Below are 18,741 nucleotides of genomic sequence, written 5' to 3'. Positions count from 1 at the left end.
TAAGTAATAGAGGTAGAGGCGCTAGTTATTAAGAGTAATCTATAGGAGTGGGCACACTATGATAATAGATGAAAGGAATACTAGCCGAAGGAGATAGAGGCAAAGCTATTTTCTGGGTATGCAAATAATATTTGTATAACTGTCACGTAAGTGGAGGGCTACACAGATTTAAATATCTATATGTATAATCTATTAGTATAAATACTCTACCCATCATTTTTAATGATGGGTATTATTTTTTTAATAGATTTGCCCTTACCTTAATAAATAGGGGGTAAGAAATATGAAAGTAAAAGGACTTTGGGTGCCAGTTGTGACACCATTTGAAAATGATGAATTAGATATGGTATCTTATGAAAAGTTGGTAAATCATTATATCAATGAAGGGGTACATGGCTTAATGCCATTAGGTACAACTGGTGAAACACCAACTCTTTCAGAAAAGGAATATGAAGAGATAGTATCTAAAACAATGGAAGTGGTAAATGGAAGAGTACCTGTAATAATTGGACTAGGTGGAAATTGTACAAGAAGTGTAGTTGATAAATTGAAGGTGGTTGAAAAGCATAAAGTACAAGGAATACTATCTGTAAGTCCATATTATAATAGACCAGATCAAAGAGGAATATATGAACACTTCAAAAAAATATCTGAAAGTACAGATTTAGATATTGTATTATATAATATTCCATATAGGACTGGAAGAAATATGGAAAATGAAACGATCCTAAGATTATCAGAAGAGAAAAATATAGTTGGGGTAAAAGATGCATCTGGAGATTTTAATAAAACTATAGAGCTTTTGTTAAATAAGCCAGATGAATTTAGCGTATTATCAGGAGAAGATAATTTATTTTATAGTTCATTATTACTAGGTGGAGATGGTGGAGTAACAGCATCAGCACATTTGAAAACTAAAGAGTTTATAAAAGTATATGATTATATACAAAATAATGATGCGAAAGCAGCTCTAGAAATATGGAAGGAGATTTCTCCTATGATTCCTTTACTGTTTAAAGAGCCTAATCCAACACCTATAAAATATATGTTAAAGAAAATAGGATTAATTAATTCTGATGAAGTTAGACTACCATTGGTACCAATATCGGAAGAGCTAAAAAATGAATTGGATAGCAATATTGTGTTACAGTAAGGATTTTAAAGGATATATTAGTAGAGTTGTTTAAATAAAGAAAAATCCAGAAAAACACTATTGGAATTTTAAGGAATACTTGAATATAATGTGAATAAATAAAAATTAAAGTCAGTGAAAAGAGAGAGTAGGTATAGGAAATTAGTTTCAGAGAGCTTGGGGTGGTGTGATCCAAGTGCTGTAGCCTTTATTGAATGGGTCTTTGAGATGACACTTGGAATTTATAGTACAGGTGTACGGGAAGTCCGCCGTTAAAAGGACAGGGTATCGATTAAGTTCCGTACCTGGTAAAGATTGTGTGTAACGTAGGTGGCATAGCGAAATAAGGTATTTCGTCCTAAGGGATGAAGTATCTTTTGTTTTTATAAACACTTTTGTTATACAAAAAATGGGTGGCACCACGAGTCACTTCGTCCCATTATAGGATGAAGTGACTTTTTTTATTCTTTAGGAAATTATATGTGCCTAGTCTGTTGTTAATATGAGTTTCCGAAATCCAGAGTGCACTGAAAAAAACTATATAATTAGACAATCTGTTCATAACTTAAGTATTTAAGTGATATGTAAATTTATTTATAAAAAGGGGGAGTAAACATGATTAATATTTCAAAAGAACAATTTGAGGAAAATATTAAATCTAAAAAAGTATTTTCTATTATAAGTGAATTTAGAGGGGATGAAATTACTCCAATAACACTATTTAAAGCTTTAGATGGAGAAAGAAAGTTTATTTTAGAAAGTGGATGTAAAGAAAATAGGTTTGGAAGATATTCTTATTTAGGCGATAGCCCTTATAAAGAGGTCATTGGAGAAACTTTACAAGATATATTAACAATAAAAAAGGAAACACAAATTGATTTTGATAATAAAAGCAATAAGTTTTCGTTTAAAGGTGGAGCTATAGGGTATATGGGATATGACACTATAGCGTTATATGAGAAAAAATTAAAACTTAATAACTATGATGAATTGGATATACCTACAATAAGGTTTAATTTTTATAAAAGATATATTTGTTATGATCATTTTACTCACAAGGTATATGTAGTTGATAATGTATTTCCAAATAATAAGTGCCAGTATGAGGAAGTTATAGGTGGTCAAAGGGAGTATTTTAATAAATTAATAAATAAACCGATTAAATATGATAAGGAGTTAGAAAAGAAAGTTATAAAAATAAAACTTGGTACAACAAAAGAAGAATATATGAAAAAGGTAGATAGGGCAAAAGATTATATAAAAAAAGGTGATATTTTTCAGGTTGTTCCATCTCAAAGAATGTATTGCAAAACGGAAAAACCACCTCTTGAGATATATAGAAGTCTAAGAGAAGGAAATCCATCTCCGTACATGTTTTTTCTAGATTATTATAGCTATCAAGTAATTGGATCTTCTCCAGAAAGGTTGGTTGCTGTAAAAGGAAGAAAGGTCATGACTAATCCTATTGCAGGTACAAGAAAAAGAGGAAGAAGTAAACATGAAGATTTAAAGTTAGAAGAAGAATTAATAAATGATGAAAAGGAAAGAGCGGAGCATGTAATGCTAGTTGATTTAGGAAGAAATGATATTGGTAGGGTAAGTGAAGTGGGGACTGTGGAAGTGAAGGATTTTATGAAGATAGAAAGATTTTCTCATGTAATGCATATTACAAGCCAAGTTGTAGGGGTTCTTAGAAAGAATAAGGACGCATTTGATGCTCTAGCTTCATGTTTGCCAGCAGGAACATTATCTGGAGCGCCTAAGATAAGAGCAATTGAGATAATAGAGGAGCTAGAGGATAAGAAAAGAGGAATTTATGGAGGAGCAGTAGGATATTTTTCTTATGGTGGAGATATGGACATGTGTATAGCAATTAGAACTTTAGTGTTAAGAGATAAAATTGCATATCTTCAATCAGGTGGTGGTGTTGTGTATGATTCAGATTCAGAAAAAGAGTTTGAAGAGACTCAAAATAAATTAATGGCACTAAAGGAGGCGTTAAGATGATTGTATTAATAGATAATTATGATTCCTTTACTTTTAATTTATATCAATATTTAAGTGAATTTGAACAGGTTAAAGTCTATAGAAATGATGAAATAACATTAAAAGAAATTAAAAATTTAAATCCAAAAGGATTAGTTATATCACCAGGACCTGGAAGGCCAGAAGATGCTGGGATATCAGTTCAACTAATTAAAGAACTTGGAGATTATATTCCTATTTTTGGGATTTGTTTAGGGCATCAGGCTATAGGAAAAGCCTTTGGAGCCAATATTATTAGGGCAGATAAGATATGTCATGGAAAAAGCTCAAAAATAAACGTTAGAGGAAATGATATCTTTGAAGGAATTTCTAGGAGGATAGATGTTATGAGATATCATTCTTTAGTAATAGAAAGGGAGAGCTTACCTAAAGAATTATCAATAATAGCTGAAACAGAAGATGGAGTAATTATGGGAATTAAGCATAAAGAAAAGAAAATATTTGGAGTGCAGTTTCATCCTGAATCTATATTTACAGCAAAGGGAAAAAGAATTTTAAAGAATTTTGTGGAGGGGATATGTTATGAAAATTAATGATGCAATGAAGAAGTTAGTTATGCAGATAGATTTGTCAGAAGATGAAGTTAGAGAAGTAATGGAAGAGATTATGAGGGGGGAAGCTACATCCAGTCAGAAGGGTGGATTCCTGATAGGTTTAAAGGTTAAGGGAGAAACTTCAGAAGAATTGTTAGGAGCAGTTAAAGCATTAAGAAAGGAAACTGTGAAGGTTGATGTAGAGGAAAAGGAGAACTTAATTGATTGTTGTGGGACAGGTGGAGATGGAGCCAATACTTTTAATATATCAACAGCTGTAGCAATTATTGCAGCTAGTGGAGGAGTAAAGGTGGCTAAACATGGAAATAGGGCTGTATCAAGTAAAAGTGGTAGTTTTGATGTTTTAAAAGAGTTGGGTATTAAAGTCGATTATACAAAAGAAGAAAGTAAAAGGGTAATAGAAGATAAAGGAATGGCATTTCTACTTGCTCCTTCTTATAACAAAGGAATGAAGAATGTTGCAAAGGAAAGATTGGAGCTGGGCACTAGGACATTGTTTAATATGGTTGGCCCACTTTTGAATCCAGCTCCATTAACTGGACAGCTTATGGGAGTATATGATGGGAATTTAATAGAAACAGTTGGAGATGTATTATTAAACTTAGGGCTAGAAAGGGCAATGGTAGTTCATGGAGATGATGGATTAGATGAGATAACAACAACTACTACTACCACTGTTTGTGAAGTGAAAAATGGGAAGCTTTATAAATATATATTAAATCCAAGTGATTATGGAATAGAGCTTTGTAAGCCTGAAGCTTTAGTTGGTGGGACACCAAATGATAACGCAAAGATAATAGTGGATATATTAAAGGGAAAAGGTGGTCCAAAGAGAGACATTGTTGTATTAAATACAGGAGCTGCTTTGTATGTAGCTAAGGTAGTAGATTCTCTAAAAGATGGGATTAAATTAGCTAGGGATCTAATATATTCAGGAAAGGCTTATGATAAATATTTAGAGTTAAGGTCTGCTTAGGAAAGGGGAAGGCTAATGATACTAGATGATTTAATATCTATGAAAAAAATAAGAGTATTAGAAAGTAAAGCAGTTGTACCCTTTGAAGAAGTGTATAATAAAGCATTTACTATAAAAGCTAAGGAAAGAAATTTTAAAGATGTATTGAAAGGGAAGGACTTATCGGTAATAGGGGAGTTTAAAAAAGCATCACCTTCAAAAGGAGTAATCCTTAGAGACTTTAATATAGAGAAAGTTCATGAGTTTTATAAGGAGTTAAAAATAGATGCATATTCAGTTCTAACTGAGAGGGATTTATTTTTAGGAGAGGATAATTATATAAAACAGCTTCAATTTAATAGTACTGTGCCAATACTAAGAAAAGACTTTATATTGGATCCTTATCAAATATATGAAACAAAGGTTTTGGGAGCTTCTGGAATATTACTGATAGTTAGTGTTTTAAAAGAGAAACTGAGAGTATTTTATGATGAGAGTAAAAAAATAGGATTAGAGCCATTAGTGGAGATTCATGATAGAAGAGAGCTTGAGTTAGCTTTAGAGTGTGGCTGTGAAATTATAGGAGTGAATAATAGAAATCTAAAAACATTTGAAACAACTTTAAAAACAACGGAAGAATTAATTAAGTATATTCCAAAGAATAGGATTGTAATATCTGAAAGTGGAATAAGAGGATGTGATGATTTGAGGATTATTAAAGATATGGGAGTAGATGGAGTACTTGTAGGTGAAATGTTTATGAGAAATTTAAATAATGATTCATTTATTAAAGAGTATAAAGCATTTAAGGGATCAAAATATGAAGATTAAAATATGTGGAATAACAAAAATGAACGAAGTTGAGTTTCTAAATTTTTTACGTCCTGATTATATAGGATTTGTATTTGCTGAAAGCGCAAGAAAAGTAAGTATAGAAGAGGCTTGTTTGCTATATAAAAAGCTAGATAAAAGAATTAAGGTTGTAGGTGTATTTAGAAATAATTCAGAAGACTTTATAAAAGAAGTGATAAAAGAAGTTCCATTAGATGTTATTCAGCTTCATGGAGAAGAGGGGAATGACTTTATAGAGTCAATAAAGATAGTTGGCAAGGAGGTCTGGAAAGGTATTAATATAAGAATTAAAGATGATATGTTGAAAGCAATGAATTATAGAGTGGATGCATTAGTTTTAGATAGCAGTATGCCAGGTAGCGGAGAACTATTTGATTGGAATTTACTTCAAGATATTAATATAAGCAATAAGATAATATTGGCAGGAGGATTAAATGAAGATAATGTTCTTGAAGGAATAAGTAAAGTTAACCCTTATGGAATTGATATATCATCAGGAGTAGAGAAAGTTGATAAGGATGGGATTAGAAAGAAGGATAGAGATAAAGTAGAACTATTTATAAGAAAAGTGAGGGATAGGTATGAAAGGGAAGTTTAATAATTTTGGAGGACAATATGTTCCAGAAACATTAATGAATGCATTAAAGGAACTAGAAGATGAGTTTTATAAAGCCATTAACGATGAAGCATTTATGGAAGAGTATATGTATTACTTGAAAGATTATACGGGAAGACCAAGTCCTCTGTATTATGCAGAGAATATGACTAAAGATTTAAAAGGATCTAAAATCTATTTAAAAAGAGAAGATTTAAACCATACTGGAGCTCATAAAATAAACAATGTAATAGGACAAATATTGTTAGCAAAAAGAATGGGAAAGAAAAAAATAATAGCTGAAACAGGTGCAGGACAACATGGAGTAGCAACGGCTACTGTAGCAGCAAAGTTTAAAATGGAATGCAAAATTTTTATGGGAGAAGAGGATATAAGAAGACAAGCTCTTAATGTTAAAAAGATGGAATTATTGGGAGCTACTGTGATTTCAGTAAGTAGTGGAAATGGGACACTAAAAGATTCTGTAAATGAGGCTATAAGATACTGGGTATCAAATGTTGAAGATACCTATTATGTAATGGGGACTGTTGCAGGGCCTCATCCATATCCAATAATGGTAAGAGTTTTTCAAAGAATAATAGGAGATGAAGCAAAGAAACAAATACTTGAAAAAGAGGGGAGGCTTCCAGACTGTATAATAGCTCCAGTAGGGGGAGGAAGTAATTCTATAGGAATATTTTATCCTTTTATAGATGATGAAGAAGTTGAACTTATAGGTATAGAAGGAGCAGGAAGAGGAATTGAAACTGGTAAACATGCAGCTGCTATTCATGATAAAAATACAGGGGTCATTCATGGTATGATGACATATGTATTAAAGGATGATGATGGTCAAATAAAGGAAGCTTATTCTATTTCAGCTGGTCTTGACTATCCAGCTGTAGGGCCAGAGCATGCATATTTAGATTCAATAGAAAGAGCTAAATATGATAGTGTTAAGGATGAGGAAGCAATAGATGCTTTCTTATATTTAACTAAAATAGAGGGGATTGTACCAGCCTTAGAATCTTCTCACGCTATAGCTTATGCTAAAAAAGTAGCAGGGAAAATGTCAAAGGATAAAATTATAATAATTAATATATCAGGCAGAGGGGACAAGGATATGGATACAGTAGTAAAGTATTTGGAGGATAGATATGAATAGAATAGATGAAAGGTTTTTAGAACTAAGGTTAAAAGGAAAAAAAGCATTTATTCCATTTATAACTTGTGGAGATCCTAGCATAGAAGAAACAAAAAATATAGTGTTGGAGCTAGAAAAGTCTGGGGCTGATATAATAGAGTTAGGGGTTCCATTTAGTGATCCTTTAGCTGATGGGCCTATAATACAAGATTCATATTGTAGAGCATTAAAAAATGGATTTAAAGTAAAAGATATATTTAAATGTGGTAGAGAAATAAGAAAAAGTAGTAGTATACCTTTAGTAATAATGATTTATTATAATTTAGTATATACAATAGGCGTAGAGAAGTTTTTAAAAGAAGCAAGTGAATCAGGATTTGATGGATTAATAATTCCTGATATCCCCTTAGAGGAAAGAGGGGGACTTAAGGAGCTTTGTGAAAAAAGTGGGATATATTTAATTCCATTAGTAGCACCAACCTCAAATGAAAGAATAGCTAAGATAGTAAATGGAGCTAAAGGATTTGTTTATTGTGTTTCCTCTAATGGAACAACTGGTGAAAGAAGTAGGCTAAGGGATGATATAGTAGATTACCTACATAGAGTAAGAGGAAATACTAATGCTCCTATATGTTTAGGATTTGGAATTTCGTCAGTAGATGTAGTAAGGGAAATAAGAAAATTTTGTGATGGAGTTATAGTTGGTAGTGCCATTGTAAGAAGAATAAATTCTAGTAAGGAAGATGCAATCAATCTTGCTAAAGATATTAAATCAGAATTAGAAGATTAGATACTATTATAAAAAAAGATTAAATATAGAGGTGTTAACTAATGAAATATGGATATTATAAATCTCCAATTGGAATAATTGAAATAATTGAGGAAGATGGCTATATTATAGCTACAGACTTTGTGGAAGCTATGAAACCTGAGGATATAAGTGAGGAGATTTCAAGATGTAAGATACAGCTTGAAGAGTATTTTCAGGGGGAGAGAAAGGACTTTGATATAAATATAAAGTATTCTGTAGGAACTGAATTTCAAAGGAAAGTTTGGGATAAGCTAAAAGAGATTAGTTATGGGGAAACAGTTTCATATAAGCATATAGCTAAGGAAATAGGGAATGAAAAGGCATCAAGAGCAGTTGGTGGGGCTAATAATAAAAACCCACTGGGAATTATAGTTCCTTGTCATAGAGTGATAGGATCAAATAGTAAGTTAGTTGGATATGCTGGTGGATTAGATAAAAAGCAATATTTATTAGAATTAGAAAGTAAATATAAATAGTATTTTTTTATAGGGTTATACTTATAATATAGAAATTATGTTTGTAAGGAGAATTTCCATGATTGAGAGAATTGAAGAGATAACCTTATATGTGAAAGATCAAGATGTATCAAAAGAATTTTGGACAAAGAAGATAGGTTTTATAGTAAAGGAAGAGCATCCTTTGGGACCTAATATGAAATGGGTTGAGGTAGGTCCTGCAAATGATGAGTCTACCAATATAGTACTGTATGATATTAATAAGATGTCTATAAAGAATAAGATTATAGATGTTAGTCATCCTTCTTTATTATTTAAGGCAGTAAAAATAGAAGAAACATATAAAAAGTTTAAAGAAAGAGGAATTAAGGTAGGCGAATTTTTAGAATTGCCAACTGGAAGAATGTTTACCTTTAAGGATCCTGATGGAAATAGTTATATAGTTAGGGAAGATAATAAGGGAGTTATGCTTCACTAGTAAGTCTTAAAAAGAGAAATCTATTTGGTTTCTCTTTTTTGTATATAAGGAGACAAGATGAAGATTACTTCAGCATTTAATTAATATATAAATTTATTTATATTACTATATATAGGTGGTATAATAGGTGGTTGGTTAAGGGTATGATTATGAAAGTAGGTTATTAAAAGAACTGCTAAAACATTAAGTGAGGTTTAGAATGAAAGGACTAGAAGATATAACTTTAAATGCAGCAAAATTCTATAAAAGAAAAAGAAGAAATAATTGGAGATTAAATTATCACTTAGAAGCACCATTTGGTCTTGTAAATGATCCTAATGGATTAGCTCAATATAAAGGGAAATATTATATATTCTTTCAATGGAATCCCTTTAGATGTGAACATAAATTTAAACATTGGGGACTATTTACTACAGAGGATTTTATTAATTATTCATACCCTAAAGCGGTGTTAGCTCCTACTAATAGGTATGATAAAAATGGAGTGTATTCAGGTAGCGGATATGCTATGGAAGATAGGCTAGAGCTGTTATATACAGGGAATGTTAAAAATAAGTATGGAAAAAGAGAAGCTTATCAATGTAGAGCAATATGTGATGAGTATGGTAATGTAGAGAAAAAGGGAATAGTTGTAGGTAAAATACCTAAAGGATATACAGCATATTTTAGAGATCCTAATATATTTGAGAGAAATGGTAAATATTACTTTATGATTGGTGCTCAAACAAAAGATTTAAAAGGTAGAGCCCTTTTATACAGTTCAGAGAATTTTGAAAAGTGGAATTATGAAGGTGAAATAAAGACTTCATATGATAACTTTGGATACATATGGGAATGTCCAGCCTTTCTTAATATAGAAGGAAAGGATGTATTAATATTCTCACCTCAAGGTTTAGAAAGAGAAGAATTTAGATATCAAAATATATACCAAGCAGGATATATAGTTGGTGAGCTAAATTTTGATACATTAGAATTTAAGCATGGAGAGTTTAAGGAGTTAGATTTTGGTACTGATTTTTACGCTCCGCAAAGTTTTAAAGATGAAAAAGGTAGAGTAATAATGTTTGGATGGATGGGGTTACCTGAAGAGGAGCAATATCATCCAACAGTAAATAAAGGATGGGTACATTGCTTAACTATGCCAAGAGAGCTAAAACTTATAAATGGTAAACTAATTCAAAAACCTTTAATAGAGATGAAGGAACTAAGAAAAGATAAGATAGAAAGCTTAGAAAAAGTAGAAATAGTATCTTGGAAAAGTGATAATGTTATGGAAAATTCTTATGAGCTTGTTTTAGACGTGGAAAAATATGAGTCATCGCTATTTGAAATAAAGCTAGCCCTTGGAGAAATAGAATATGCATCCTTAAAAATAGATTTTACTAAGAATTATGGAGTATTTGATAATAGTGCAATGGCAAAAGGATTAAAAAGTTTTAGAAAGTTTAAACTAAATAACCTTAAGGATAAAATTAAGGTTCATATGTTTATGGATAAATCTGCTGTTGAGATATTCTTAAATGATGGAGAAACTGTTGTTTCAAGTAGAATTTACCCGAAGGAAGGTAGCAATGGACTAGAAATAATATCTTATGAAGGAAAACTTAAAATTGATAAATTAGATATCTGGAGTTTAGGCGGGTTTAAATTTAATGAGTAAAGTATTATGTATGGTGATATTAATATTTAATAGAGGAAGTCACGGAGAATATAGATTTGAATAAAATTAGGAAGGGTGATATAATTCATTTTAGTTCTGAAATGGGACTATAGAAGGTTTAGAAAATGGTGTAGATGAGTTAAGCTATAACTTGTACTAGTTATGAAGCTATAGATTCTATGCCTACAAAAAAAGATTTAGAAGGTAGATAAAATGGCAAAGAAAACTACAAGTAGTACTAATGATTTCCTTTTTCAAGTAAAGAAGAATACTTCTCATAAGATTTATCCATTACTTGTTGATTTGGTTAATGAAGGAAGACAAGATTTAGCAGAGATAATAACAAAAATAGATTATCTTTTAGAATATACAAGTACATGTATAAAACAGAAGGATTTTAGAGAAGCAAAGGAATCTATAAAAAAAGTTGAAGATAGAATGAAAATTCTAAGGGATAATAATGTTGATACAGATTATTTGGATTATTTATATGAAGGTATAAAGAAAAAGATAAAATAGAGATGAACTACTCATTATGGGTAGTTCATTTTGTTTGTTTTTAGAAAAATATGGTATTATATTATTAGAAAGGATAAAGGGAAAGGGGAATATTTATGAGTAAAGTGGACGAAATAATAAATAATATGGAAAAAATTATGGTTGGAAAGAGGAAAGTAATAGAGAGAATAGTAATTGCTTTACTTACAAATGGACATGTTCTTATAGAAGATGTTCCTGGAGTGGGGAAGACACAATGCGTTGGTGCTTTAGCAAAATCTGTATCAGGAACTTTTAATAGGGTTCAATTTACCCCAGATGTAATGGAATCAGATATTACCGGGTTTACAATGTATAATCCTTCTATAGGAAAGTTTATTTATAAATCAGGAGCAGCAAGTTGTAACTTTTTACTGGGGGATGAAATTAATAGAGCATCAGCAAAGACACAATCTAGTCTTTTAGAAGTAATGGAAGAAAGACAAGTTACAATAGATGGAATTACAAGAAAAGTACCAGAACCATTTATGGTTTTGGCTACACAAAATCCTATTGAAAGTAAGGGGACTAATAAGTTACCTGAAGCTCAAATGGATAGATTTCTATTTAAGCTTTCTATAGGATATCCAACTAAATCAGCAGAGAAAGAAATACTTGATAGATTTGCAGGTGAAAATCCATTAAATAATCTTGGAGCTGTAGCTACAAGTGAAGATATAATTACTATGCAGAAGGAAATTGAAGAAGTTAGAGTAAGTGATAATATCAAGGATTTAATTATTAATATAGTTACTTCAACAAGAAATAATCCTAAAATAACTTTAGGAGCTAGCCCGAGAGGAAGTTTACAATTACTAAAGGCATCAAAGGCAGTAGCTTATTTACAAGGAAGGGATTATGTAATTCCAGAGGATGTAAAGGAAGTTAGCGTTGATGTATTATCTCATAGAATAATTTTATCTTCTGGTGCAAGAGTAAAGGGGCAAAATTCTTCAGATATAGTTTTAGAGTGTGTAAATAATGCTATAAAAAATACTAGCAAGGTGTTAAATGGGTAATTGGATTTCATATATAATAATTTTAATTTTATCTTATATTTTTACCTATATCTTTGAATTAAAAGAGAATTATGTATTGTTATACATGATTATAATTGCACCTATTATTGATGGATTATTATTTATTTACTTTGGAAAAGTTTTAGATGCTAAAGTTACATGTGAAGTTGATAGTATTGAAAAGAATACTTGCTTCTTATGCAATGTAGAGATAGAGAATCATGGGTGGGTACCAATACCTTTCGTAGATTATGAAATTAAATACAATAACAATGTCATTTCAGATGAAAATAATATAACAAGAGTATCAATAGGAGGAAGAGAAAAAGAAGAATTAGAACTAAGGTTTAGGGCTATTCATAGAGGTGTTGGTGGAATCGAACTTTCATCAATTTGTATAAGAAGCTTACTGGGGTTATTTAAAAAGAATATTGAGAGTGAAGAGTGTATAAATAAAATAGCCATTTTGCCATCATTAATAGAGTTAGATGGTAGTGATTATTTAGTCGATAATAAATTTGAGGAATCACAGGTTGATGATGGGGAAACTAATATAATAGTTGGTGAACCAGGATATGAGTTCAAAGAGTATTCAGAGGGAGATCCTTTAAATAGAGTTAACTGGAAGTTGTCCTCAAAGAAGAATTTATTAATGATTAGAAAAAGTATAAGTAATGATATTAATAAAAAGGTAGTTATTTTAGATCCTCTTATTTTAAAATCTAAGGATGTGGAATTAGTTGAAGATTTAATTATAGAAGGATTTATAAGTATTATAGACTTATTTATTAACAATGACTTAGAAGTAGATATTGTTATAGGGGAAAAGACTGGATGGAGAATATTTTCATCGAGTGAAATTGAAAGTATAGTTTGGTTGCAAAATTATTTCAGTTACTATGAGTTTATATATTCTAAAAATAATAGATTTAGAAAATTAGCATTAAATGAAGATAAAAAATCTGATTACATAATTTTTACAAGTAATAAAGATAATGAACTTGGAGAGCTTGTAAGATCTTTGGAAGTTCGAAATGATAAAGTTATAGTTGTTAGCAATGATAAAAGAAAAGCCTTTGAGGAAGAGCTATATTTAAAAATGGACTATAGCTTGGAAGGGATATGATATGAAGGTATTTAAAAATCACTTATTAGATAATATACTATCCTTTTTCTTTATACTTATTGGGAGTGAAATTTTATTTTATTCGATCTATAGAAGGTTTAATATACTTTATTCAATTATTATTGGAGTCTTAGTTCTAGGCTATTTCTGCTTATATAAGTTGGTTGTTGATTGGAAAAGAAGGGGGATATTCTTATACTTAGTAGCTGGTATATTATCTATAGGAATTACTTATTTTTTAGTTAGTGTTAGTGATTTAATGGTAGAAGAAACCTTTTATCAATGGGCATTTGGTGGTGGAGGAGTAATTGGAGATTACTTAGGATATATATATGGTGCGATTATTTTCATATCTTTTGCATTTTCATCTTTAGGATACTATTTTACAGTAAATATTTTTAGAAGGCCTATGGTATTTCTAATGTCTCTTATAGTATTAGTTTCTTATATAAAAGGTGTGTATATTCAAAGAACTTTATTCACTAATATTATAGTATTTCTATTTATAATTTTAATAATTTCTCTATTTATTGAAGGAACAAAAAAAGATGGACTATCAATAGATAAGATAATAAATATAAAGAAAAAAGATTATTTTAAGGTTATGGTAGCTTTTTGCGGATTAATTTTTTTAATAGCATATTTTTTACCACTTCCAGCTAGATTGCCTCAAAATGATTTTCTTGATAATGTAAGAAGAATTACAAATTTATACATGGGTACATCAAATATTTCTGGATTTAATATAAAAGGTAATTCTATTAGAGAGGTAAACCAATCTACAGGAATAAATTCAAATAATATTGTTTATACAGTTCAAGGAGAAGATGTAAGATATTTAATAGATCATTCATTTGATAAATTTGAAAATGGAATGTGGAAATATGAAACAGAAGATTTTAAAGAAGGTGAACTAATTACTTACAAATATAAGAAATATGAAATTGATTCTGGAATTTATTTTTTAGAAAGAGCAGGCAAAGAAAATAAAGATTATGAAAACTTAATTAAAGAAAGAGATAATAAATTATATAGAAAGTTATGGATTCAAATAAATGATAGTGATAGTTATTTTTTATCTCACCCTTCTAATACTTCGTCAGTAAATATTTCAAGCTTAGATGAAAAAGTAATACACTTATATTTAAATTCATTTGAACAATTATTCTTTGATGATAAAAAGGTTTTTAGAAATGGTGAAGTTTATAATATTGAATATATAAATGATGAGCCATCAGAAAACACAATTGAAGAAGCATTAATGAAATATATGAATTTAGATAGATTTAATGAATTACTTAGGGCCGGTGGAGAAAATAATAGGTGTAAATATAATGATTTAATAGATGAAGTATATCTTAATATAGAGGATGATGTTACTGATAGAATGAAAAATCTAGCTAATGAATTAACTAAGGATAAGGAATCTAATTATGATAAGGCAGCTAGTATTAGAGATTTCTTTTTGTCGGGGGAGTATGTATATAGCTTAGAACTACCTGTAAATAGAGAAAAAGGAAGTTATATTGACTACTTTATATTTGCAGGAAAAGAGGGATATTGCGTTCAATATGCAACAGCCATGACTTTACTTTGTAGATCAAGTGGAATTCCTGCTAGATATGTAGAAGGATATCTTGTTACAGAAAAAGATGAAAATGGAAATTATGTAGTAAGAGAGTCGAATGGACATGCGTTTGTACAAGTTTTTATACCAGGGTATGGTTGGAAAATATTTGATCCAACACCATCTTCAGAGGGCGGAGAAGTAGATATTATTGAAGAAAATAATGAAAAAAGTGGTGGAAGCCTTTCAGGCTTAAGGGTTAGTTTTACATTATTTATGTTAGGTGTTTTATTTATAATATTTATTGTTTGGTTAATATACTTAATTTTATATTTAACTAAACGAAATAGATTTTTATATAGAATCAAGAAATATACTAAGGAAGAAACCTTTGAAGCTTTAATAAAGGAGTGTATTGAGTTACTTGAAAAAGTAGATATAGAACCCTATTTGGGGGAAACTGAACTTATATTTGCTCAAAGGGTAGAATCAAATATAGATGTTGGCTTTTTAAACTTGATGAAGAGTTATTATGAATATAAGTATGCATTTAAAGAGGTGTCTAAGAAAGATTTACAAGAAGCATATAGGGTTAATAAGGAAATTTATAATTATATAAAAAGATAAGGAAAACAGGAGGTGATTTCCACCTCCTGTTTTCTTTCCTCATTATCATGAAAAATTAATGCCTATGTCTATGACGACTATGTCTGTTAATACCAGAATCACCATTATTCATAGGATTATTCATGCTGTTCATTCCACCTTGATTTCCCATGAACATATCCATTAAAGGATTACTCATACCATTGTTCATACCATTGTTCATACCGTTCATGTTGCTCATGCCATTCATATTAGGGGGTTGTCCTTGTTGAGACATCATGTTGTTGAGCATATCCATTAGTGGGTTATTATTATTCATATTTCCACCATTGTTTCCCATAGGATTATTCATATTAGTCATGGGATTTCCATTACCTCTGTTCATGTTTTGCATCATACTCATGAGAGGATTCATATTGTTGTTATTATTATTTCTTCCACCATTCATACCGCCCATTAACATACTTAGAAGTGGGTTTCCGCCACCCATCATAGGGTTATTACCACCCATCATAGGATTACCTCCACCTCTATTGCCCATAAGCATACTCATTAGTGGATTACCTCCCATCATTCCACCACCAGGGCCCATTCCACCCATCATGTTGCCAAATAGCATATTTAATAAAGGATTCATTTTTTCACCTCAATACAGTTATTACTGTTTCTATATACTATTTAAAAACTAGGGGTTTTGATACACAAAGAATGATTTTGTTACTTTAAATATATACTATTAAAGATGTATAATATATAAAAAGGTGTGGTGGACATTTATCTTGCTTGTTCCGTAGTTGCGTTCCAAGTAACATAGAAACAAATATCCATAACACTCGTAAAGGTAAGGAAATTATAAAATTATTATCTAAACTAATTTTTAGGAGGCCATAAAAGATATGGAAAACTTTCATTATTCAATACCAACAGAAGTTTATTTTGGAAAAGGTCAAATTAAAAATTTAGGAAAAGAATTAAGTAAGTATGGTAAAAAAGTGCTTATGGTTTACGGGGGAGGAAGTATTAAGAAAATAGGATTATATGATGATGTTAAAAGAATTTGCAGTGAAAATAAAATTGAATGTTTTGAATTGTCAGGGGTAGAGCCTAATCCAAGAATTACAAGTGTTAGAGAAGGAATTAAAATTTGTAGAGAAAATAACATAGATATGGTTTTAGCTGTTGGAGGAGGAAGTACAATAGATTGTACAAAAGTTATTGCAGCAGGAGTAAATTATGATGGTGATCCATGGGATATTGTTATGGATCCAAGTAAAATAGGGGAAGTATTACCTATATTAAGTATTCTTACATTGTCAGCAACAGGTTCAGAAATGGATGCCTTTGCCGTAATTTCAGATACCCAAAGTAATAATAAAATAGGACTTGGACATGAAAAAATGAAGCCAAGAGTATCAATACTTGATCCAGAATACACATACTCTGTTCCAAAGAACCAAACAGCAGCAGGTACAGCAGATATAATGAGTCACATATTTGAGGTGTATTTTAATACAACTGAAGGTACATTCATGCAAGATAGATTATGTGAAGGATTATTAAAGACCTGTATTAAGTATGGGAAAATAGCAATTGAGGATCCTAAAAATTATGAGGCTAGAGCTAACCTTATGTGGACATCAAGCTGGGCTATAAATGGGTTATTAACATATGGTAGAGGTGGAGAATGGAGTGTTCATCCTATGGAGCATGAATTAAGTGCTTTCTATGATATAACTCATGGAGTTGGATTAGCTATACTTACTCCACATTGGATGGAATATGTAATTAATGATAAAACATTAGATAAGTTTGTTGATTATGGCGTTAATGTTTGGGGAATAAATTCAAGTCTTGATAAAAATGATATTGCTCATATGGCAATAGAAAAAACAAGAGATTTCTTTAATGAATTAGGAATACCATCATCTCTAAGTGAGTTAGGAATTGGTGAAGAAAAGCTAGAAATAATGGCTAAACAGGCAGTTAGGTTTAACCTAGATAAAGGATTTATGCCTTTAGATTGGGAAGATGTTTATTATATTTATAAAAGAGCCTTATAATTTTATGGGAGAAATTGTTTTGCAGTTTCTCCCATAAAATTATAATTAAATTGTCAACTTATAAAATAAAATAAGTTGACAATGCTATATTTTAATATTATACTTAACAAAAAAGTTTTAGGGGGAGAAAAATGAGGTTATCTGTTAGAGAAATGATAATGGTTGGAGTTGGAGCAGCATTAATGGCTGTATTTTCTCAATTATCAATACCATTACCATCAGTACCACTAACTTTACAGGTCTTTGGAGTTGTAATTATATCTGTTATATTAGGAAAGAAATTAGGGACCTTGTCTATTATTGTATTTATGTTGTTAGGTGCTATAGGGCTACCTGTATTTGCTGGTTTTACTGGTGGATTAAACATAATAACTGGAGCTACAGGAGGATATATAATAGGATTTGTATTTATGGCTTTTATTATTGGATATTTTATAGAAAAAGATAAAAAGGCTTTAGCATTTATAGGTGCATATCTTGGATTAGCTGTTGATTATATATTTGGAGTGATTCAGCTTAAGCTGTTAATGGGACTCACTTTAGAAGGGGCATTAGTAGCTGGATTATATCCATTTATAATTAAGGATTTAATTTTAACAGCTTTAGGAATAATGGTAGCAATATCTATAAGAATTAGAGTTGTTGGAGTGATAAAGTTAAATGCTTAAGCTTAGGCCTCATCATATTAATTGTTTATTCTTTTATAGAGGAAATGGATATAGCAAAGAATTTGTAGATAAGATGAGTGAAATTCATAAAAAAATAAAGTTAGATCCAAGATGTAGAGTTTTAATAGTAAATGGGTGTGATGATATCTGTGTATCCTGTCCTAATAGAGATGAGGGGAAATGTGTTACGGAGAATAAAGTAATAGGGTTAGATAATAAAACCCTTAAGGAGTTTGGATTGGAATTGAAAGAATATAACTTTTCAGATTTCATAGAAAATATTTATAGTATATATACTGAAAGTAATTTATATACCATATGTAGTGAATGTGAATGGTTTAAAAAGGGAATATGCAAGAAGGAAATTATAGAAGAGCATAAAAGATATTGGATAAAATAAAAGGCATACATTAAATAATGTATGCCCCATATAAGTAATTTTAACCCGGCTACTTCTTCGTTATGGAAAAACTACT

General features: G+C 30.4%; 19 protein-coding genes, 1 riboswitch and 1 other annotated feature. Of the genes, 18 read left to right on the top strand and 1 reads right to left on the bottom strand.

Going from position 1 to position 18,741, the window contains the following annotated elements:
* The first annotated feature begins 5 nt into the window (after window positions 1-5).
* Window positions 6-169: riboswitch (Lysine riboswitch) on the top strand.
* 114 nt (window positions 170-283) lie between these two features.
* The 15 genes from dapA (at window position 284) to G594_RS0108075 (ending at window position 15,558) form a co-directional block, all read left to right on the top strand.
* Window positions 284-1,153, top strand: a complete 870-nt coding sequence (gene dapA, locus G594_RS0108145) for a 4-hydroxy-tetrahydrodipicolinate synthase (RefSeq protein ID WP_027098132.1) — start codon at window positions 284-286, stop codon at window positions 1,151-1,153.
* A 105-nt stretch (window positions 1,154-1,258) separates the two neighbouring features.
* Window positions 1,259-1,574: a binding site (T-box leader), on the top strand.
* A gap of 173 nt (window positions 1,575-1,747) precedes the next feature.
* A complete protein-coding gene (trpE, locus tag G594_RS0108140; protein WP_027098131.1) occupies window positions 1,748-3,139 on the top strand; it encodes an anthranilate synthase component I in 1,392 nt (463 codons plus the stop codon).
* A complete protein-coding gene (locus G594_RS0108135; protein WP_027098130.1) occupies window positions 3,136-3,711 on the top strand; it encodes an anthranilate synthase component II in 576 nt (191 codons plus the stop codon). Before trpE ends, G594_RS0108135 begins: the two co-directional genes overlap by 4 nt.
* Window positions 3,701-4,708 (top strand): anthranilate phosphoribosyltransferase, encoded by a 1,008-nt coding sequence (gene trpD, locus G594_RS0108130; RefSeq protein ID WP_027098129.1) that lies wholly within the window; start codon window positions 3,701-3,703, stop codon window positions 4,706-4,708. Before G594_RS0108135 ends, trpD begins: the two co-directional genes overlap by 11 nt.
* Window positions 4,709-4,723: 15 nt before the next feature.
* Window positions 4,724-5,518, top strand: coding sequence for an indole-3-glycerol phosphate synthase TrpC (trpC, locus tag G594_RS0108125; protein ID WP_027098128.1), 795 nt, complete (start codon window positions 4,724-4,726; stop codon window positions 5,516-5,518).
* Complete coding sequence (locus G594_RS0108120; RefSeq protein WP_034866265.1) at window positions 5,508-6,137, top strand: phosphoribosylanthranilate isomerase; 630 nt, start codon at window positions 5,508-5,510, stop codon at window positions 6,135-6,137. Before trpC ends, G594_RS0108120 begins: the two co-directional genes overlap by 11 nt.
* Window positions 6,121-7,299: a tryptophan synthase subunit beta gene (gene trpB / locus G594_RS0108115; protein WP_027098126.1), complete on the top strand. Its 1,179-nt coding sequence runs from the start codon at window positions 6,121-6,123 to the stop codon at window positions 7,297-7,299. The genes G594_RS0108120 and trpB overlap by 17 nt, the downstream gene beginning before the upstream one ends.
* Window positions 7,292-8,068 (top strand): tryptophan synthase subunit alpha, encoded by a 777-nt coding sequence (trpA, locus tag G594_RS0108110; RefSeq protein ID WP_027098125.1) that lies wholly within the window; start codon window positions 7,292-7,294, stop codon window positions 8,066-8,068. The genes trpB and trpA overlap by 8 nt, the downstream gene beginning before the upstream one ends.
* A 41-nt stretch (window positions 8,069-8,109) precedes the next feature.
* Window positions 8,110-8,565, top strand: a complete 456-nt coding sequence (locus G594_RS0108105; protein WP_027098124.1) for a methylated-DNA--[protein]-cysteine S-methyltransferase — start codon at window positions 8,110-8,112, stop codon at window positions 8,563-8,565.
* 58 nt (window positions 8,566-8,623) lie between these two features.
* Window positions 8,624-9,022 carry a VOC family protein gene (locus G594_RS0108100; protein ID WP_027098123.1) on the top strand — a complete coding sequence of 133 codons (399 nt, stop codon included), beginning with the start codon at window positions 8,624-8,626 and terminating at the stop codon, window positions 9,020-9,022.
* 199 nt (window positions 9,023-9,221) lie between these two features.
* Window positions 9,222-10,682: a glycoside hydrolase family 32 protein gene (locus G594_RS0108095; protein WP_027098122.1), complete on the top strand. Its 1,461-nt coding sequence runs from the start codon at window positions 9,222-9,224 to the stop codon at window positions 10,680-10,682.
* Window positions 10,683-10,895: 213 nt separating this feature from the next.
* Window positions 10,896-11,201 carry a hypothetical protein gene (locus tag G594_RS0108090; protein ID WP_027098121.1) on the top strand — a complete coding sequence of 102 codons (306 nt, stop codon included), beginning with the start codon at window positions 10,896-10,898 and terminating at the stop codon, window positions 11,199-11,201.
* Window positions 11,202-11,296: 95 nt separating this feature from the next.
* Window positions 11,297-12,238, top strand: a complete 942-nt coding sequence (locus tag G594_RS0108085) for an AAA family ATPase (protein WP_027098120.1) — start codon at window positions 11,297-11,299, stop codon at window positions 12,236-12,238.
* An 85-nt stretch (window positions 12,239-12,323) separates the two neighbouring features.
* Complete coding sequence (locus G594_RS0108080) at window positions 12,324-13,364, top strand: DUF58 domain-containing protein (protein ID WP_167539556.1); 1,041 nt, start codon at window positions 12,324-12,326, stop codon at window positions 13,362-13,364.
* 1 nt (window position 13,365) lies between these two features.
* A complete protein-coding gene (locus G594_RS0108075) occupies window positions 13,366-15,558 on the top strand; it encodes a transglutaminase-like domain-containing protein (RefSeq protein WP_027098118.1) in 2,193 nt (730 codons plus the stop codon).
* Between the two features lie 55 nt (window positions 15,559-15,613).
* Here the strand turns inward: G594_RS0108075 and G594_RS0108070 are convergent, their stop codons facing one another.
* Window positions 15,614-16,174: a hypothetical protein gene (locus G594_RS0108070; protein WP_027098117.1), complete on the bottom strand. Its 561-nt coding sequence runs from the start codon at window positions 16,172-16,174 to the stop codon at window positions 15,614-15,616.
* 259 nt (window positions 16,175-16,433) lie between these two features.
* On the opposite strand from G594_RS0108070, the gene G594_RS0108065 reads away from it, so the two are divergent.
* The 3 genes from G594_RS0108065 to G594_RS0108055 all read left to right on the top strand — a co-directional run bounded on the left by G594_RS0108065 (window position 16,434) and on the right by G594_RS0108055 (window position 18,665).
* Window positions 16,434-17,597 carry an iron-containing alcohol dehydrogenase gene (locus G594_RS0108065; protein ID WP_027098116.1) on the top strand — a complete coding sequence of 388 codons (1,164 nt, stop codon included), beginning with the start codon at window positions 16,434-16,436 and terminating at the stop codon, window positions 17,595-17,597.
* A 131-nt stretch (window positions 17,598-17,728) separates the two neighbouring features.
* Window positions 17,729-18,265: a biotin transporter BioY gene (locus G594_RS0108060; protein WP_027098115.1), complete on the top strand. Its 537-nt coding sequence runs from the start codon at window positions 17,729-17,731 to the stop codon at window positions 18,263-18,265.
* The gene (locus tag G594_RS0108055) at window positions 18,258-18,665 is read left to right on the top strand and encodes a DUF1284 domain-containing protein (RefSeq protein WP_027098114.1); all 408 of its coding nucleotides are present in this window, start codon (window positions 18,258-18,260) and stop codon (window positions 18,663-18,665) included. The genes G594_RS0108060 and G594_RS0108055 overlap by 8 nt, the downstream gene beginning before the upstream one ends.
* Window positions 18,666-18,741 lie beyond the last annotated feature (76 nt).

Source organism: Clostridium paraputrificum AGR2156, from assembly GCF_000424025.1.
Lineage (GTDB): Bacteria > Bacillota > Clostridia > Clostridiales > Clostridiaceae > Clostridium > Clostridium paraputrificum.
The sequence above is the reverse complement of the archived record's forward strand: the minus strand, read 5'-3'. Positions and strand labels throughout refer to the sequence as shown.

Coding starts and splice junctions, on each gene's coding strand:
- dapA (WP_027098132.1), top strand. CDS start 284: ATGAAAGTAAAAGGACTTTGGGTGCCAGTTGTGACACCATTTGAAAAT.
- trpE (WP_027098131.1), top strand. CDS start 1,748: ATGATTAATATTTCAAAAGAACAATTTGAGGAAAATATTAAATCTAAA.
- G594_RS0108135 (WP_027098130.1), top strand. CDS start 3,136: ATGATTGTATTAATAGATAATTATGATTCCTTTACTTTTAATTTATAT.
- trpD (WP_027098129.1), top strand. CDS start 3,701: ATGAAAATTAATGATGCAATGAAGAAGTTAGTTATGCAGATAGATTTG.
- trpC (WP_027098128.1), top strand. CDS start 4,724: ATGATACTAGATGATTTAATATCTATGAAAAAAATAAGAGTATTAGAA.
- G594_RS0108120 (WP_034866265.1), top strand. CDS start 5,508: ATGAAGATTAAAATATGTGGAATAACAAAAATGAACGAAGTTGAGTTT.
- trpB (WP_027098126.1), top strand. CDS start 6,121: ATGAAAGGGAAGTTTAATAATTTTGGAGGACAATATGTTCCAGAAACA.
- trpA (WP_027098125.1), top strand. CDS start 7,292: ATGAATAGAATAGATGAAAGGTTTTTAGAACTAAGGTTAAAAGGAAAA.
- G594_RS0108105 (WP_027098124.1), top strand. CDS start 8,110: ATGAAATATGGATATTATAAATCTCCAATTGGAATAATTGAAATAATT.
- G594_RS0108100 (WP_027098123.1), top strand. CDS start 8,624: ATGATTGAGAGAATTGAAGAGATAACCTTATATGTGAAAGATCAAGAT.
- G594_RS0108095 (WP_027098122.1), top strand. CDS start 9,222: ATGAAAGGACTAGAAGATATAACTTTAAATGCAGCAAAATTCTATAAA.
- G594_RS0108090 (WP_027098121.1), top strand. CDS start 10,896: ATGGCAAAGAAAACTACAAGTAGTACTAATGATTTCCTTTTTCAAGTA.
- G594_RS0108085 (WP_027098120.1), top strand. CDS start 11,297: ATGAGTAAAGTGGACGAAATAATAAATAATATGGAAAAAATTATGGTT.
- G594_RS0108080 (WP_167539556.1), top strand. CDS start 12,324: ATGATTATAATTGCACCTATTATTGATGGATTATTATTTATTTACTTT.
- G594_RS0108075 (WP_027098118.1), top strand. CDS start 13,366: ATGAAGGTATTTAAAAATCACTTATTAGATAATATACTATCCTTTTTC.
- G594_RS0108070 (WP_027098117.1), bottom strand. CDS start 16,174: ATGAATCCTTTATTAAATATGCTATTTGGCAACATGATGGGTGGAATG.
- G594_RS0108065 (WP_027098116.1), top strand. CDS start 16,434: ATGGAAAACTTTCATTATTCAATACCAACAGAAGTTTATTTTGGAAAA.
- G594_RS0108060 (WP_027098115.1), top strand. CDS start 17,729: ATGAGGTTATCTGTTAGAGAAATGATAATGGTTGGAGTTGGAGCAGCA.
- G594_RS0108055 (WP_027098114.1), top strand. CDS start 18,258: ATGCTTAAGCTTAGGCCTCATCATATTAATTGTTTATTCTTTTATAGA.